This is a genomic window from Rhizobium sp. L9, assembly GCF_002531885.1.
Taxonomy (GTDB): Bacteria; Pseudomonadota; Alphaproteobacteria; order Rhizobiales; family Rhizobiaceae; genus Rhizobium.
Genome location: NZ_NWSZ01000038.1, coordinates 36,032 through 51,418, shown reverse-complemented (window position 1 = coordinate 51,418; position 15,387 = coordinate 36,032). Strand labels below are relative to the sequence as shown.

Below are 15,387 nucleotides of genomic sequence, written 5' to 3'. Positions count from 1 at the left end.
TCCAGGTTGCCGACTACGGCCTCGTCGCCGATCTCTTTGACGCGCTGCCGGAATTGCAAAAGGCGCTCTGAGCGAGGCAAATGCCTTTCTTTCGCACTTGCGAATGACTGGAAAATTGTCTTTTATCGGTCTACTACTTACTGCCGGGCGATCTTTCGTCCGGCAGTATTGCTAATATAATACGGCAACGCGGGGGCGACTGCCGGCGGGGGTTTGGAGATGAATGCGGTGTTGAAGAATATTGGTATTATCGGTGCTGGCCAGATGGGCTGCGGCATCGCGCATGTTTCGGCCGCCGCAGGTTACAGGGTTCACATCTACGATCTCTCGCAGGACCGCATCGAATCCGGCCTCGCCACCATCAACGGCAATCTCGCCCGCCTGGTGACGAACGGCAAGATGACCGACGAGGAACGCAAGGCGACCCTGTCGCGCATATCAGGCTCCGCCGATGTCAACGATCTCGCCCCGTCCGATCTCGTCATCGAGGCGGCCACCGAGGACGAAAGCGTCAAGCGCAAGATTTATAGCCAGGTCTGCCCGGTGATGAAGCCGGAAGCGCTGCTGGCCACCAACACCTCTTCGCTTTCCATCACCCGTCTTGCTGCTGCCACCGACCGCGCCGAGCGCTTCATGGGCATACATTTCATGAACCCGGTGCCAGTGATGAAGCTGGTCGAGCTGGTGCGTGGCATTGCGACCGACGAGAAGACCTTCACCGCCGCCAAGGAATTCGTCGGCTCGCTGGAGAAGACCGTCACCGTCGCCGAGGACTTCCCGGCCTTCATCGTCAACCGCATTCTGTTGCCGATGATCAACGAGGCGATCTATACGCTCTACGAAGGTGTCGGCACCGTCGACGCCATCGACACGGCGATGAAGCTCGGCGCCAACCATCCGATGGGGCCGCTGCAGCTTGCCGATTTCATCGGCCTCGACACGTGCCTCTCGATCATGCAGGTGCTGCACGACGGGCTGGCGGACTCGAAGTATCGCCCCTGCCCGCTGCTGGTGAAATATGTCGAAGCCGGCTGGCTCGGACGCAAATCCGGCCGCGGCTTCTACGATTATCGTGGCGAAGTGCCCGTCCCGACCCGATAAGCAGAGATCATCAGAAAGGGCGAGTGGACCGCACGCCCGCTAAATGCTTTCCTTGCCGGAACGGGAGGAATGCCATGTCGACCGAAACACCCATGTTCCTGCTGCAATGCTGCGTCCTTATCGGACTCGCGGGCGTCTTCCTCATAAGAGGAGATGGGGACTCCTGAGCGCACTCACGACCCGATCGCACCCTTGATCAGCGCCTTTGCATCTTCGCTGTCCCAAGCGGCAGGCCCGTTCATGGCCGAAATCAGGCAGCCCTTGTCGTCGAGCAGCAGCGTCACCGGCAGGCCGAAAGCGAGACCTTCCTTCTTCAGGCTGTTGAAGACGCCGATCGTATTGTCGCGGTAAAGCTGCAGCGCATCGACACCGGTCTCGGCAAGGAAAGTCTTCGGCTTCTCATCATTGCCAGTGTCGATATTGACGGGCACGACCTGGAACTTGTCGCTGCCCATTTCCTTTTCCAGCGCGTTCAGCGCCGGCATCTCCTCGCGACAGGGCACGCACCATGTGGCCCAGAGATTGAGCAGCACGGTCTTGCCGGCGAAATGATCGAGCGTCAGCGATTTACCATCCGGTCCGTTGAAGGAAACCGTCGCCAGTTTGCGCGGCTCGTTGGCGGCAACCATGGCGGCGACCTGCCCCTTCATCAGCGGCGCCAGTTTGGCGGCGCTCTCCTTTGCCTGCGGGCATTCGGCCGAAGCGCTACTGCCGATGCCATTGCCAATGCCCGTCTCCTTCACGTATACCGCTGCCGCACCTGCAACGACACCTGCGACGGCGGCGATTGCGATCAGTTTTCCGGACGGCAGGCCGAAGGGTTTTTTCGTCGTCATTTCATTCTCCAGGACGGGCATCTTATGGCCGAGAACAACACGGACACCAAATCCTCCAACCAGATGTGGGGTGGGCGCTTCGCCTCCGGCCCGGACGCGATCATGGAGGAGATAAATGCCTCGATCGGTTTCGACAAGAAGCTATTCGCGCAGGATATCCGTGGTTCCGTCGCCCATGCGACGATGCTCGCCCATCAGGGGATCATTTCGTCAGACGATAAGGACAAGATCGTTCACGGGCTAAACACGATCCTGTCAGAAATCGAAAGCGGCAATTTCGAATTCTCCCGCCAGCTCGAAGACATCCATATGAATATCGAGGCACGCCTGGCGACGCTGATCGGTCCGGCGGCCGGCCGGCTGCACACCGCCCGCTCGCGCAACGATCAGGTGGCGCTCGACTTCCGTCTCTGGGTGAAGGAAGAGCTTGAGAAGACCGAACGGATGTTGACCGGCCTGATCGCCGCCTTCCTCGACCGCGCCGAGGAACATGCCGAAAGCGTCATGCCGGGCTTCACCCATCTGCAGACCGCCCAGCCCGTCACCTTCGGCCATCACTGCATGGCCTATGTCGAAATGTTCGGCCGTGACCGCTCGCGCGTGCGCCATGCTATCGAGCATCTGGACGAGAGCCCGATCGGCGCTGCCGCCCTTGCCGGCACCGGCTATCCAATCGATCGCCATATGACGGCCAAGGCATTGGGTTTCCGCGAGCCGACCCGCAATTCCATCGATACGGTCTCCGACCGCGACTTCGCCATCGAATTCCTGGCGATCGCCGCGATCACGGGCATGCATCTGTCGCGCCTCGCGGAAGAGATCGTCATCTGGTCGACCCCGCAATTCGGTTTCGTGCGCCTGTCCGACGCCTTCTCGACCGGCTCCTCGATCATGCCGCAGAAGAAGAATCCGGACGCAGCCGAACTGGTGCGCGCCAAGACCGGCCGCATCAACGGCTCGCTGATCGCGCTGCTGACGATCATGAAAGGCCTGCCGCTCGCCTATTCAAAGGATATGCAGGAAGACAAGGAGCAGGTGTTCGACGCCGCCGAGAGCCTGGAACTGGCGATTGCCGCCATGACCGGCATGGTGCGCGACATGACCGTCAACACCGCGCGCATGAAGGCGGCGGCCGGCTCCGGTTTTTCGACGGCGACCGATCTTGCCGACTGGCTGGTGCGCGAAGCGGGCCTGCCCTTCCGTGATGCCCATCACGTCACCGGCCGCGCCGTGGCGCTCGCCGAAAGCAAGGGCTGCGATCTTGCCGAACTGCCGCTCTCCGACCTGCAGGCGATCCATTCTGCAATCACCGACAAGGTCTACGACGTGTTGACGGTGGAAGCCTCGGTCGCCAGCCGCAAGAGCTTCGGCGGCACGGCCCCGTCCGAAGTCCGCAAGCAGATCGCCTTCTGGCGCGCCCGCAATTGAGGGTACAGGGCAGGCCGAAAGCCGCCTCGCCCTTCTGCCAGCGCTCGAAACCGCCCAACAATCAGGGTGCACAAGGCTGAGAAACTTCGCTATGAAGATCCCGTCGTTCGATGAACGATATCAGCCATAGGCCGCACAAGAGGATATCCATGCAGAAGAGCTTGCCGCACCTCATCCGCCTGACGGCGGTGCTCGCCGTCATCGGCCTTGCCGTTGCCGGATGCGGACGTAAGGGCGATCTCGATCCGCCGAGTGCTGCGGCGACGAAGGAAGGCGACGTTTCCAAGCCGACGAAACAGCCCGGCACCGTTGACAAGCCCTTCCTCCTTGACCCCCTCCTTTAAGGCGCGCACCCCGTGAACCATTTCGATTACCGCGACGGCATCCTTTACGCCGAGAACGTCCCCGTTCCGGAGATCGCCAAGGCGGTCGGCACGCCGTTCTACGTTTATTCAACCGCAACGCTGGAGCGCCACTATCGCGTCTTCTCGGAAGCCTTCGCCGATGTCGACTCCATGGTCTGCTATGCGATGAAGGCGAACTCGAACCAAGCCGTGCTGAAGACCCTGGGACGCCTCGGCGCCGGCATCGACGTCGTTTCGGAAGGCGAACTGCGCCGTGCACTTGCCGCCGGCATTCCGGCGAGCCGCATCATGTTTTCGGGCGTCGGCAAGACGCCGCAGGAGATGGATTTCGCCCTCGAGGCTGGCATCTACTGCTTCAACGTCGAATCCGAGCCTGAGCTGGAGATTCTTAACCAGCGCGCCGTCAACGCCGGCAAGAAGGCGCCGGTCTCCTTCCGCATCAATCCGGATGTCGATGCCAAGACGCATGCGAAGATCTCGACCGGCAAGAAGGAAAACAAGTTCGGCATCTCCTGGGATCGCGCCCGCGCCATCTATGCCCATGCCGCCAAGCTGCCCGGCATCGAAGTCACGGGCATCGACATGCATATCGGCAGCCAGATCACCGAGCTGCAGCCCTTCGACGACGCCTTCAAGCTGCTGCGCGATCTCGTCGCGACATTGCGTGCCGACGGCCACTCCATCCATCACGTCGATATCGGCGGTGGCCTTGGCGTTCCCTATAAGGATGACAACAATCCGCCGCCGCTGCCCGATGCCTATGCGGCGATCGTCAAGAACCAGCTTCGCGGCCTGAACTGCAAGATCGTCACCGAACCCGGTCGCCTAATCGTCGGCAATGCCGGCATTCTCGTGACCGAAGTTCTTTATGTTAAGGACGGCGGCGAGAAGACTTTCGTCATCGTCGACGGTGCGATGAACGACCTCATTCGACCGACGCTCTATGAGGCCTATCACGAGATCCGTCCGGTGACGATATCGGCAGCAAACGCGCCGCGCATCCGCGCCGACGTGGTTGGCCCCGTTTGCGAGACCGGCGATTATCTGGCGCTCGACCGCGAAATGGCGATGCCGAAGCCCGGCGACCTGATGGCCGTCAGCACTGCCGGCGCCTATGGCGCGGTGCAGGCCGGCACCTATAACAGCCGCCTGCTGGTGCCCGAAGTTCTGGTCAGGGGCAGCGATTTTCATGTGATCCGCCCGCGCAGGACCTATGCCGAGCTGATCAGCCTCGATTCCGTTCCGGCCTGGCTCGACTAGAGCATGCCGCTCGAAAGTGTGAAGCGATTTTGCGTTAACGACATCCGTAAAGCATAGAGCTAAAGCGCAAGAAGCGAATCTGAAAGATCGCGGCGCGCTTTAGCAGCACCATCACTTTTCGGCGAATAAACGTGAAAAGGCGGTATTCCTGCCCGTTCGCCCTCGCCTTCGCCACAAAGAGTGTTATCCTTTCGTTCATGAGCGTATTGCCCCGCAATCGCCGGAAGCGCCCTCTGTACCAGAACGCCAGATCGCGGAGACCGGACCGATGACAAGCCCCTCAAGGCAGAGGAAGGGTGCATTTGCGCTCCGTCCCTCGCTTGCCCGGCTGGTAACGACGAAACGCCTGCTGGCGCGCACCGTGCTTTTCTTCGAGCAACTGCTGCCGCTGCTGATGCCGGTCCTCTCCATCGTCGCCATTTATCTTTCGGCCTCCTGGTTCGGTATCTTCCGCAACGTGCCGGACTGGCTGCGCATCCTGTTGCTGATCGCCTTTGCCGCGGCGTTCCTCGTCTCGCTTGTTCCCTTCCGCCATCTGCGCTGGCCGAAAACCGCTGAAGCCGATCGCATGCTGGAAGAGCGCAACGGCCTGCCGCACCAGCCGGTTGCCGTCCAGGAAGACGAGCCGGCCTACGACACACCCTTTTCGCGGGCACTTTGGCGTGAGCACCAGGTGCGCATGGCCGAAAAGATCGCAGCACTCGATGCCGGCATGCCGCGGCCTGATATCGCCGCACATGACCGCTTCGCCCTGCGCGCCATCCCTGCTCTGCTTGTTGTCACCGCTTTTGGCTATTCGCTGTCGCTCAACGGTGGCTCGGTCAGTGACGCATTGCAGTCAGCGCCCGAACAGGTGGCGGTCGATCCGGCGGTGCGCATCGATGCCTGGGTGACGCCGCCCTCCTATACCGGTCGCGCGCCGGTTTACTTGACCGCCGACGGCAGCGAACAGGCGCCGATCGGCGTTCCGCAGTTCTCCGGCCTCACCGTGCGCGTCAGCGGCGGAAAGACGGCCGAAAAGGTCGTGTTCCGCAAGGCGAACGGCGAGGCGCGGGATATCGCCGTGCAGGCTGACGCAAAGCCACAGCAGGCAAGCGCGCCTGCCGGCGAGCAGCCGACGGCCGGCGCGCCTGCCAATAATGCCCTCATCGCGCAGACGCATGTGATGAAGCTTGAGGAAAACGGCGCGCTCGAAGTCAACGGCCGCCGCTGGAGCTTCGACGTGCTGCCTGACAAGGCGCCTGAAATCGCCTTTGACGGCATGCCGAAGGCAAGCGTCAACGGCGCGCTGGAAATCGGCTTCACCGTCAAGGACGATTACGGTGTCCAGGAGGCCCATGCGGAGATCGTTCCTCTGGAAAATGATGCGACGGCGACGCCGCTATATCCGCTGCCGGAGTACCGGCTGGATATTCCCCGTCGCAACGCCCGCGACGCCAAGGGCGTGACCAGCCGGAATCTGACCGAACATCCGCTTGCCGGCAAGCCGGTGCGCATTACCCTCGTCGCCAAGGATGCCGCCGGCCAGACCGGCCGCAGCCCGCCCTACGAGATGACGCTGCCGTCGCGACCCTTCAACGAGCCGCTTGCCGCAGCTGTCGCCGAGGAACGGCAGGTTTTCGCGCTCGATACCCGCAAGATGCCGCAGGCGATCGCGCTGAACGAGGCGCTGACCATCCGTCCCGAGGAGACCATCCCCAAGCTTACCAACTACTTGCTGCTGGAATCGGCCTTGGCCCGCATGAAGCTGGCAAGAGGCGAGGAGGCGCTGAAGGATACTGCCCAGTATCTCTGGGAAATCGCGCTCGGCATGGAGGACGGCGATCTTTCGCTTGCCGAGCGCAAGCTGCGTGAAGCCCAGCAGAAGCTTGCAGACGCACTGGACCGCAACGCGCCCGACGAAGAGATCAAGAAGCTGATGGATGAGCTGCGCAAGGCGATGCAGGACTATCTGACGGAGCTTGCCGAACGCATGCAGAATGCCCCGACGATGCAGCCGAACCAGAACGCGCAGAACATCCTGCGCCAGCAGGATCTGGAACGGATGATGGACCAGATCGAGAATCTCGCCCGCTCCGGCAATCGCGACGCGGCACAGCAGATGCTGTCGGAATTGCAGCGCATGATGAACAACCTGCAGGCCGGCCGGCCGCAGCGGGGCCAGCAGGGTCAGGAAAACAGCGAAGCCCGCAAGCAGATCGACAAGCTCGGCGAGATCCTGCGCGATCAGCAGAAGCTGATGGAAGAAACCTTCCGCCTCGATCAGCAGCTCAAGGACCGTATGCAGCGTGGCGAATCCGATATGGGCGAAAACGATCCGCTGCTCGACGATATGATGCCGGGAGAGAATGGCGAACCGCAGGACCAGCAGCAAGGGCAGCAAGACCAGAGCCAGCAAGGTCAGGGCCAGAAACCTTCCGACCAGATGACCGCCGAGCAGCTCAGAGAAGCGCTGAAGCAGTTGCGCGCCCAGCAGGATGCCCTCGGCAAGCAGCTCGGGGAATTGCAGAAGAAACTCGGCGAAATGGGCATGAAGCCCGGCCCGGGCTTCGGCCAGGCCCAACGCGAGATGGACGGCGCCGGCCGCGAGCTCGGCCAGGGCCGCGGCGACACGGCCGTCGAGAACCAGGGCCGTGCGCTGGAAGCCCTTCGCCAGGGCGCTCGCGACATGATGAACCAGATGATGCAGGCGCAGCGGGGCCAGCAGGGACAAGGCCCGAACGGCCAGGTCGGCCAGGGCGATCAGAACGGCCGGGATCCGTTGGGGCGACCGCGCATGACCAACGGCTATATCGACAACGATGGCGTGAAGGTGCCTGACGAAATCGACGTTCAGCGCGCACGCGAAATTCTCGATGCGATCCGCGAGAAGCTCGGCAACAATCCGCCACAGGAAATGGAACGGCGGTATCTCGAACGGCTTCTGGACATCCAGTAAGCCTTATACCGCCGTCAAAGATAGGCGTGCGCTTTAAGCGACAAGTGCCCGGGCGACAGCCTTGCGGATATCGGGAAGCGCAAATGGCTTTGCGACGACGTCGATGATTTTTTCTGCGAGATCGTCGGCGCGCTCGCGCTGCTCGGCATAGCCGGTCATCAGCAGGATCTTCAAAGCGGGGAAGGCGTCCTTCGCCTGATGGGCGAGTTCGATGCCGTCCATCACGGGCATGCGGATGTCCGACAGCAGCAGATCGTAGACCCCGTCCTTCAGCTTCTCCAGCCCCTCGGCGCCGTCAGCCGCTTCATCGGTCTCGTGACCGTCAAGCCGCAAGGCCCGGGCTACGAAAGACCGCAGGGAATCCTCGTCTTCCGTAATCAGAATTCTTGCCATATGTGCATTGCTCCGTCTTCAGCCCCGCGACGGAAATCACCAGACTTTCCTTTTCGATCGGTAAAGATGGCGAAGCGATAGGCGAGATGGTTAACAACCCGTCTTCACGCGGCAATGAAGCGACGCCTGCATTCCCTCAGGCGTCGCCGGTCACTACGCCCACGAAAGGCAGTTCGCGAAACGCATAGGCAACGTCCATGCCGTAGCCGACGACGAAGTAATCGGGACATTCGAAGCCGACATAATCGGCCTCCAGCTTTTCCTTGCGCTTGACCCGCTTGTCGAGCAGCACGGCGATCGTCACGTTGCGCGCGCCACGTTCGAAGAGCAGTTCCTTGGCAAAGAGCAGCGTCCGGCCGGACTCGAGAATATCGTCAATCAGGAGGACGTCTCGGCCATGTACGTCGCTGTCGATATCCTTGACGATGCGCACGCCCTGCGAAACGGTGCCGGTGCCGTAACTCGACAGCGTGATGAACTCGACCTCGGGGGCAAGTCCGGTGTCGTGCAGGGCGCGGATCAGGTCGGCGGCGAAGATGAAGGAGCCCTTGAGCACGGCAATGACGAGCAGGTCCTTGGTCGGACCGTTGGCGATCTCCCGCGCCATCGCATGATTGCGCTCCGCGATCTGCTCGGCGGTGAAGAGCGGCTCGATATTTTTTCCGCGCACGACAGGCATAAGGGCTTGCTCCATGAAAAGAAGGGTAAGCCGTTAGCACATATGCGCGCCTGAAACAGCCTCGCCGCTCATGAAATCAACGGGATTGGTGCGTCCTGTGGCGGAAAGCCATCACGAAACCCGTTATTTCTACGGCAGGAAAGAAAGCCGGACCTCCGGCAATTTTCCGCCGGCGTGCTGGACGCGGGCTGAAAAGCCACGGCTTTGGCCGTCGTAGATGACGTCGGCGGGCGGATCGATGACGACGCTTGCCGTCAGTCGTTCGTCGGTCACCAGATCGGCGCGGATCGGATGCACCGTCTGCGTTGTGCCGCTTTCGTTTTCGATGATGCCGTTGACGACGAGCACACGCATGCCGTTCGCATCACGCGGCGTCACGGTGACATGGGTGAAATGCAGCGGCGCTCCGGAGGAGGCGCCCGCGGCGGAAAGGCCGGAAAAGCCGCCTGCGAGCCCGAAAACGAGCACGGCGAGCGCCAGTACCAGCACCGCGAAACTGCGCGGCGACGCTCGCTGCAGCCAGGATTCCGCCCTTCGCAGAGCGGAAGCAGCCATCGCCGACAGGAGCGGCGGCCGTGCGACGCGCGCTGCCGCCATGCGCCCGCCGTTGTCGTTATGGATCTTGGTGCTGAAGTCCTTCGGCCGGGTTTTGCCGACCGTCACGAATTCGGCGTCGGAGACATCAGCAGGACGTGTCGAACGATACTGGCGGCGTACGGGTTCGGGCGGCAGGAAATCATAGGCCTGGCCCGGCGTACGGCGGCTGAAGGAGGATGCTTCCATGGTGGCTGCCTCGCAGATGTCCACATGGTTTCGCTGCCGCAAGAAATCTTGGCATTGAAACGAATCCTGCTCAGTCGTAAATTTTAATGGTTAATGCTTCGCAAAGATTGCCATTAAACGGGCGTCTTTTCGGCAAACTTTACCGGCTGTTAACGGTGTTGGTTAACAAGTCACGCGGTGAAACCAAGAACAGACTGAGCTGCCCGTTGATCCACTTCGAGAATGTCGGTTTGCGCTATGGCATGGGCCCGGAAATCCTCCGGGACATGACCTTCGACATTCCGAAGAAATCCTTTCAGTTCCTGACGGGCCCATCCGGCGCCGGCAAGACCTCGCTGCTGCGGCTGCTCTTCATGTCGCTGCAGCCGACACGTGGTCTGATCCGCATGTTCGGGCGCGACATTTCCGAAATTCCCCGGCCCGAACTGCCGCTGCTGCGCCGGCGCGTCGGCATTGTCTTCCAGGATTTTCGCCTGCTCGACCATCTCACGACCTATGAGAATGTCGCTTTGCCCTTACGCGTGCGCGGCAAGGAGGAAAGCTCCTACAAAACCGACGTTTTGGAACTCTTGAAATGGGTCGGGCTCGGCGAACGCATCAACGTGCTGCCGCCGGTCCTCTCCGGTGGGGAAAAGCAGCGCGCCGCCATTGCACGGGCGCTGATGGACCGGCCGGAAGTCCTACTGGCCGACGAGCCCACGGGCAATGTCGACCCGCCGATGGCAAGGCGCCTGCTCAATCTTTTCCTCGAACTCAACCGGCTTGGTACGGCGGTTGTCATCGCCACCCATGATCTGGCGCTGATGGAACAGGTAGAAGCCCGCCGTATGATCCTCTCGGAGGGGCATCTCGATATCTATGACTGAACCCCCGTCCAGGAACCGAGAGAAGGCGCCGGCTCAGCCTGCCGTTCAGCAGAAGCGGCCGGAAATGCGCGTGCGCCCGACCGCGCCGATCCTGCCGCCCTCCAATATCCAGGGCAACGCCCTGATGGTGGTTATATCGATCATGGCCTTTCTTGCCTGCCTGACGCTCGGCGGCGTCAGCATGGTGCGTTCGACGGCGGCAAGCTGGGAGAGCCAGATCTCCCGCGAGATAACCATCCAGATCAAGCCGGACGACAATCTCGATATGGAAAAAGCGCTGACGCAGGCACGCGACCTGGCGCTGACATTCGTCGGCACCAAAAGCGGCCAGATTGTCGACAAGGCAGCCACCGCCCGGCTACTCGAACCCTGGCTCGGCCCCGGCCTCGATCTCAAGGATCTGCCTGTTCCCCGTCTCGTCGTCATCACCATCGACGAAAACAGTCCGCCGGATTTCGATGCAATGCGAGGGCTCCTCAAGGACAGCATTCCGCAGGCGAGCCTCGACGATCACCGCACCTGGGTTGACCGGCTGGTCTCCATGGCGCACACGACGGTGCTGATCGGCACCGGCGTCCTGCTTCTGGTCTTCTCGGCAATGGTGCTGACCGTCGTCTTCGCCACGCGCGGCGCTCTGTCGGGCAACCGGCACATCGTCGAAGTGCTGCATTTCGTCGGCGCCGAAAGCTCCTTCGTCGCCACCGAATTTCAGAAGCATTTCCTGAAGATCAGCCTTAAGGGTTCGGCGATCGGCAGCGCGCTTGCCGCTCTTTTTTTCGCTAGCGCCGGCTTCTGGCAAAGCCGTACGTTGGCGACGCCGGAGACGGATCAGGCAACGGCGCTGTTCGGCACCTTTTCCGTTGGTGTCCTCGGTTATGCCGGCATCTTCGCGACAATGATCGTCATCGCACTCTTGACGACCGTCACGGCGCGGCTGACCGTCATGCGGACGATCTATGAAATCGATACATTGCGTTCGGACCCGACACGCACCGACGGCATCGCAAGTTGATCGTGACCATGCCGTTTTATCGTGAAAGCGTCTGTTCCGCGCCGCAATCAGCGTATAATCACGATTCATGACCATGGGCGATACGACACGCAATCCGATTCGGCAGGACCCGGAGCTTGATCGTCCGGCGGGCCTGCCGCCGCGGCGCGGTCCGATCCGCCGCCTGCTGCGCTGGGGCGGCTTTGGTTGCGTTCTGGCAATCGCCCTGGTGTTCGGCGGCTTTCTGCGGTTTGCCGATTCCGTGACAACGCTCAAGCCTCCGGCCGAGCCCAAGGCAGACGCGATCGTCGTGCTGACAGGCGGCTACCAGCGTATCGACCAGGCCGTGGAACTGCTGCAGAAGGGGGCGGGCAAACGACTGCTGATCTCGGGCGTCCATCCGACGACGACGCCGGCGCAGATTCGCAAGATGACGCAAGGCTCGGCCGATCTTTTCTCCTGCTGCGTCGATATCGGCCACGATGCGATAGACACGATCGGCAACGCCGAGGAAACCTCCAATTGGATCCACGCCAGGGGATACAGAAGCGTTCTCGTTGTCACGAACAATTATCATATGCCGCGCAGCCTCGCAGAACTCTCCTATGTCGATCCGGACATCGAGTTTATCCCCTATCCGGTGGTCAATTCGGACTTGAAGACCCGCAACTGGTTTACCGACCCGAACGCGATGCGGGTCATGCTCGCCGAATATGCAAAGGTGCTGTTAACGGGTGCTCGCAATATCACCGGCTTCGGCCGTCACACCGGACTGCGCTCGGCAGGTGTATCCGCCGCAGACTGAGCTTTTGCATCGGGGCGGCATCAAACGCTTTTTATCACGGGCAATATCGTGTAGGCCGGTCGCATGAGCATGCCTCGGGATAATTTCATGATCGCCCTGCGTTCCGTCCTCTTCAACACGATCTTCTATGCCAATCTCATCGTCCGGATGATCGTGCTCTCGCCCTATTATTTCGTGGTGCCGCGGCTGACCGCCTATGAGATCCCAAAGAATTGGGCGCGCTCCAACCACTGGCTGATGCGCATGATCGTCGGCACGACCTTCGAGATCGAGGGGCTGGAGAACCTACCTGAGGGCAGTTTTATCCTGGCGCCGAAGCACCAGTCCTTCTGGGACACCTATGCGCTGCTGCCTGATCTCAAGGATCCGGTCTACATCCTGAAGCGCGAGCTGATGTGGATTCCGCTCTTTGGCTGGTATGCGAAGAAGCAGCGCATGATCCCGGTCGACCGCGGCGCCCGCGGCAAGGTGATGGTGGAAGTGCTGAAACGCACCAGGGAGGAGCTTTCGACCGGTCGCCAGCTGATCATCTATCCTGAGGGCACCCGCCGCCCGCCGGGTGCCGAGCCGGTCTATAAATACGGCATCGCCCGCATGTACCGCGATCTTGGCATTCCCGTCGTGCCGGTTGCGATGCATCCAGGCCTCTTCTGGCCGCGGCGGAGCGTCCGCCGTTATCCCGGTCATTTCAAGGTCAGGATCCTGCCGCCGATCATGCCGGGAATGGATCCCGATGCTTTCTTCGCTCATCTGATCGAGGTCACGGAACGGGCAAGCGACGAGCTCCTCATCGACACCGTCGACCGTAATCCGCATCTGCCGTTGCCGCCGACAGCGGTCGCTCGGCTGACAGAGCTGCGCAAAGTGAGGGCGGCGACGGACTGATCAGCCGGCCCGCAGCCGCTCCACCTCGTTGCCGACCTGCTCCAGCCACGGGTCGCGAATGCCCATCTGTCTCAGGTGCGCAAGCGTGTTGAAGACGTAGGCGTCGTTCGGGCCTGACTGCCCCCTGGCCTCGTTCACCACCCGCGCGGCCGCAAGCGCATCGAGCGTACCGGCATATTGCTCGTGGTCGCGATCAGCGATGTAGGTAACCGCTTCCGTTCGGCGACCGCCGGCAAACTGCAGCCGAACCCGGCGCTCCAGATAGACATTGGTGACGAGTTCGCGGGCGCGGAGATAATCGATCACCTCGTCCCATTTCTGCGGCGAAACACGAAACGCCATGCCACGGCATGCTCCACCCCTGTCGAGGCCGAGAACCAGGCCGGGATTGTCCGGGGTGCCGCGATGGACGAAGGATCGGACGCACAGCGAACGTCGGTAACCATGCACAAGAGCTTCTGCCCGCTCCAGGAACTCGAAGCCCGGATTCCACATCAGCGAGCCGTAGCCAAACACCCAAAATTCGTCCATATCCCACGCCAGACCGGAATCACATTGCGATTCACCATTGGAGAACATCATGGCAGCGTCAAGCCGATCCGGCAGCAGCCAAACCGGCAACAGCAAGAAATTCTTGTTGCTGGGCGGAGGCATCCTCCTGGTGATCGCGCTTTATACCGGCGGCTGGTTCTATGCCGCATCGGCCTTGAAAACGACGGTGCTGAAAGCAATCGCGCCGCGCGATCAGGCCGGCGTCACCGGCGAATGTTCCGATATCGAATTCCGCGGCTATCCTTTCCGCATCGGTCTGTTCTGCTCCAAGGTGGATGTCGACGACAATGTCAACGGCGTCTCCGCCACCTTCGGCGCATTGCGGTCTGCCGCGCAGGTCTATGCGCCGAGCCATATCGTCTGGGAGCTCGATTCACCCGCCGATATCCGCACCACAAACGGCCTTTCGGTCTCGGCTCAGTGGACGAATCTGCAGGCGAGCCTGACGACCAGGCTGCAGGGCATCGATCGCAGCTCGACCGTCATCGAGGGCCTGAAGGCGACGGCGGTCTCCTCCTATACCGGCCAGACCATCAGCTTCGACGCGGCTCGCACCGAAATTCACCTGCGCCAGAACGGCGCCGATCTCGACGGCGCGATCTCCTTGCAGGATGCGAACACCGCGATCAAGGACTGGCCGCAGCTCTTCCCGAAACTCTCTGCCAGCATCGATCTCACGATTGCCGGCAAGGCCGGCCTGATCGACGGCAGCGACCCGAACGGCCTCAATGGTTCTGCCGGCGAACTGCGTCGCATCGTTGCCGACATCGGCGACGGCAAGGTCATGACGCTCACCGGTCCGTTTTCCTTCGACGAGCAAGGCTTTCTCTCCGGGAAGTTCAAGCTGGAAATTGAACGGCTCGGCCCCTGGGGCGACAGCCTGAAACAGGCTTTCCCGGATCTTGCTCCGACCGTCAACACGGCGACGAAGATGCTGAAGGCGCTGGCCGGCGGTAGAGACAAGGTCTCAGTCGATCTCGTCGTCGATCGCGGCAATGCCACCGTCAGCGGCTTCATTCCGCTCGGTCAGATCCCACCGATCTAAGGCTTTTCCGGGGCTGGAGTGCTGGAAAGGCCGTAATCAATCCGCTTGATAAAAAAAACCTCAGGCACCGATTGCAGACCAGGCAGCTCGATCGCACCGGTTTCTGTAAATCCGTTACGCCGATGCCAGTCCTGCGGCCGGCTCTCATCGCATTCGCTCGACGTCATCAGCAGCCGAGCGCCCTCGCCGCGCATGGCTCTTTCCCAGGCGAGAAACAGCGCGGTGCCGACGCCCGACCGGCGATGGCCGGGCAGAACGCGGATCATCTCCATATAGGGAACCCTGCCCCAGAAGCGGGAGAAGCGCAGGAAGCCGACGATCTCGCCGGCCTCCCTGGCAACGAGATATTCGCCAAGCGCGACGCATCGCGATACCCACACCTTGCCTGCAGTGGCATCCTCGCGAGCCAGCCAGTCGATATCCGCCTGACTTGCGCTCGCCACCTCCACCATCGCGAGAG

General features: G+C 61.6%; 16 protein-coding genes. 10 read left to right on the top strand and 6 right to left on the bottom strand.

Annotation, left to right across the window (positions count from 1 at the left end; all coding sequences use genetic code 11):
* The first annotated feature begins 219 nt into the window (after positions 1–219).
* The gene (locus CO660_RS29470) at positions 220–1,101 is read left to right on the top strand and encodes a 3-hydroxybutyryl-CoA dehydrogenase (protein ID WP_064805274.1); all 882 of its coding nucleotides are present in this window, start codon (positions 220–222) and stop codon (positions 1,099–1,101) included.
* A 173-nt stretch (positions 1,102–1,274) separates the two neighbouring features.
* Here CO660_RS29470 and CO660_RS29465 read toward each other — a convergent pair whose 3' ends face one another.
* Positions 1,275–1,937 carry a TlpA disulfide reductase family protein gene (locus CO660_RS29465; protein ID WP_097601578.1) on the bottom strand — a complete coding sequence of 221 codons (663 nt, stop codon included), beginning with the start codon at positions 1,935–1,937 and terminating at the stop codon, positions 1,275–1,277.
* 24 nt (positions 1,938–1,961) lie between these two features.
* Here CO660_RS29465 and argH point away from each other — a divergent pair, with 24 nt between their 5' ends.
* The 4 genes from argH to CO660_RS29445 all read left to right on the top strand — a co-directional run bounded on the left by argH (position 1,962) and on the right by CO660_RS29445 (position 7,928).
* Positions 1,962–3,365, top strand: coding sequence for an argininosuccinate lyase (argH, locus tag CO660_RS29460; protein ID WP_097601577.1), 1,404 nt, complete (start codon positions 1,962–1,964; stop codon positions 3,363–3,365).
* A 149-nt stretch (positions 3,366–3,514) separates the two neighbouring features.
* A complete protein-coding gene (locus CO660_RS29455; protein WP_003582619.1) occupies positions 3,515–3,709 on the top strand; it encodes a lipoprotein in 195 nt (64 codons plus the stop codon).
* 12 nt (positions 3,710–3,721) lie between these two features.
* On the top strand, positions 3,722–4,990 hold the full coding sequence (gene lysA, locus CO660_RS29450) for a diaminopimelate decarboxylase (protein ID WP_097601576.1): 1,269 nt from the start codon (positions 3,722–3,724) through the stop codon (positions 4,988–4,990).
* A gap of 268 nt (positions 4,991–5,258) precedes the next feature.
* A complete protein-coding gene (locus tag CO660_RS29445) occupies positions 5,259–7,928 on the top strand; it encodes a TIGR02302 family protein (RefSeq protein WP_097601575.1) in 2,670 nt (889 codons plus the stop codon).
* Between the two features lie 33 nt (positions 7,929–7,961).
* Here CO660_RS29445 and CO660_RS29440 read toward each other — a convergent pair whose 3' ends face one another.
* The 3 genes from CO660_RS29440 to CO660_RS29430 all read right to left on the bottom strand — a co-directional run bounded on the left by CO660_RS29440 (position 7,962) and on the right by CO660_RS29430 (position 9,783).
* Positions 7,962–8,321, bottom strand: a complete 360-nt coding sequence (locus CO660_RS29440) for a response regulator (protein ID WP_010028815.1) — start codon at positions 8,319–8,321, stop codon at positions 7,962–7,964.
* Between the two features lie 136 nt (positions 8,322–8,457).
* On the bottom strand, positions 8,458–9,000 hold the full coding sequence (hpt, locus tag CO660_RS29435; protein WP_064805282.1) for a hypoxanthine phosphoribosyltransferase: 543 nt from the start codon (positions 8,998–9,000) through the stop codon (positions 8,458–8,460).
* A 129-nt stretch (positions 9,001–9,129) separates the two neighbouring features.
* Positions 9,130–9,783, bottom strand: a complete 654-nt coding sequence (locus tag CO660_RS29430) for a hypothetical protein (RefSeq protein ID WP_097601582.1) — start codon at positions 9,781–9,783, stop codon at positions 9,130–9,132.
* Between the two features lie 206 nt (positions 9,784–9,989).
* On the opposite strand from CO660_RS29430, the gene ftsE reads away from it, so the two are divergent.
* From ftsE to CO660_RS29410, 4 genes are all read left to right on the top strand, one after another.
* Complete coding sequence (gene ftsE / locus CO660_RS29425) at positions 9,990–10,649, top strand: cell division ATP-binding protein FtsE (protein ID WP_097601574.1); 660 nt, start codon at positions 9,990–9,992, stop codon at positions 10,647–10,649.
* Complete coding sequence (locus CO660_RS29420; protein ID WP_097601573.1) at positions 10,642–11,661, top strand: ABC transporter permease; 1,020 nt, start codon at positions 10,642–10,644, stop codon at positions 11,659–11,661. Before ftsE ends, CO660_RS29420 begins: the two co-directional genes overlap by 8 nt.
* A gap of 67 nt (positions 11,662–11,728) precedes the next feature.
* Positions 11,729–12,445: a YdcF family protein gene (locus CO660_RS29415; protein WP_176536409.1), complete on the top strand. Its 717-nt coding sequence runs from the start codon at positions 11,729–11,731 to the stop codon at positions 12,443–12,445.
* 87 nt (positions 12,446–12,532) lie between these two features.
* Positions 12,533–13,330: a 1-acyl-sn-glycerol-3-phosphate acyltransferase gene (locus CO660_RS29410; protein WP_097601572.1), complete on the top strand. Its 798-nt coding sequence runs from the start codon at positions 12,533–12,535 to the stop codon at positions 13,328–13,330.
* Here CO660_RS29410 and CO660_RS29405 read toward each other — a convergent pair whose 3' ends face one another.
* The gene (locus CO660_RS29405) at positions 13,331–13,861 is read right to left on the bottom strand and encodes a gamma-glutamylcyclotransferase (protein ID WP_097601580.1); all 531 of its coding nucleotides are present in this window, start codon (positions 13,859–13,861) and stop codon (positions 13,331–13,333) included.
* 49 nt (positions 13,862–13,910) lie between these two features.
* On the opposite strand from CO660_RS29405, the gene CO660_RS29400 reads away from it, so the two are divergent.
* Entirely contained in the window at positions 13,911–14,927 is a 1,017-nt protein-coding gene (locus tag CO660_RS29400; RefSeq protein WP_097601571.1) for a DUF2125 domain-containing protein, read from the top strand.
* Here CO660_RS29400 and CO660_RS29395 read toward each other — a convergent pair.
* On the bottom strand, positions 14,924–15,379 hold the full coding sequence (locus tag CO660_RS29395) for a GNAT family N-acetyltransferase (protein WP_085779638.1): 456 nt from the start codon (positions 15,377–15,379) through the stop codon (positions 14,924–14,926). The two genes, CO660_RS29400 and CO660_RS29395, sit on opposite strands and share 4 nt — an antisense overlap.
* Between the last annotated feature and the right edge of the window lie 8 nt (positions 15,380–15,387).

What these genes read in the sequence shown, in the direction of transcription:
- CO660_RS29400 (WP_097601571.1), top strand. Translation starts at nt 13,911, where the DNA reads ATGGCAGCGTCAAGCCGATCCGGCAGCAGCCAAACCGGCAACAGCAAG.
- CO660_RS29455 (WP_003582619.1), top strand. Translation starts at nt 3,515, where the DNA reads ATGCAGAAGAGCTTGCCGCACCTCATCCGCCTGACGGCGGTGCTCGCC.
- CO660_RS29445 (WP_097601575.1), top strand. Translation starts at nt 5,259, where the DNA reads ATGACAAGCCCCTCAAGGCAGAGGAAGGGTGCATTTGCGCTCCGTCCC.
- CO660_RS29395 (WP_085779638.1), bottom strand. Translation starts at nt 15,379, where the DNA reads ATGGTGGAGGTGGCGAGCGCAAGTCAGGCGGATATCGACTGGCTGGCT.
- CO660_RS29410 (WP_097601572.1), top strand. Translation starts at nt 12,533, where the DNA reads ATGATCGCCCTGCGTTCCGTCCTCTTCAACACGATCTTCTATGCCAAT.
- hpt (WP_064805282.1), bottom strand. Translation starts at nt 9,000, where the DNA reads ATGCCTGTCGTGCGCGGAAAAAATATCGAGCCGCTCTTCACCGCCGAG.
- CO660_RS29465 (WP_097601578.1), bottom strand. Translation starts at nt 1,937, where the DNA reads ATGACGACGAAAAAACCCTTCGGCCTGCCGTCCGGAAAACTGATCGCA.
- CO660_RS29470 (WP_064805274.1), top strand. Translation starts at nt 220, where the DNA reads ATGAATGCGGTGTTGAAGAATATTGGTATTATCGGTGCTGGCCAGATG.
- argH (WP_097601577.1), top strand. Translation starts at nt 1,962, where the DNA reads ATGGCCGAGAACAACACGGACACCAAATCCTCCAACCAGATGTGGGGT.
- CO660_RS29440 (WP_010028815.1), bottom strand. Translation starts at nt 8,321, where the DNA reads ATGGCAAGAATTCTGATTACGGAAGACGAGGATTCCCTGCGGTCTTTC.
- CO660_RS29405 (WP_097601580.1), bottom strand. Translation starts at nt 13,861, where the DNA reads ATGGACGAATTTTGGGTGTTTGGCTACGGCTCGCTGATGTGGAATCCG.
- CO660_RS29415 (WP_176536409.1), top strand. Translation starts at nt 11,729, where the DNA reads ATGACCATGGGCGATACGACACGCAATCCGATTCGGCAGGACCCGGAG.
- CO660_RS29430 (WP_097601582.1), bottom strand. Translation starts at nt 9,783, where the DNA reads ATGGAAGCATCCTCCTTCAGCCGCCGTACGCCGGGCCAGGCCTATGAT.
- CO660_RS29420 (WP_097601573.1), top strand. Translation starts at nt 10,642, where the DNA reads ATGACTGAACCCCCGTCCAGGAACCGAGAGAAGGCGCCGGCTCAGCCT.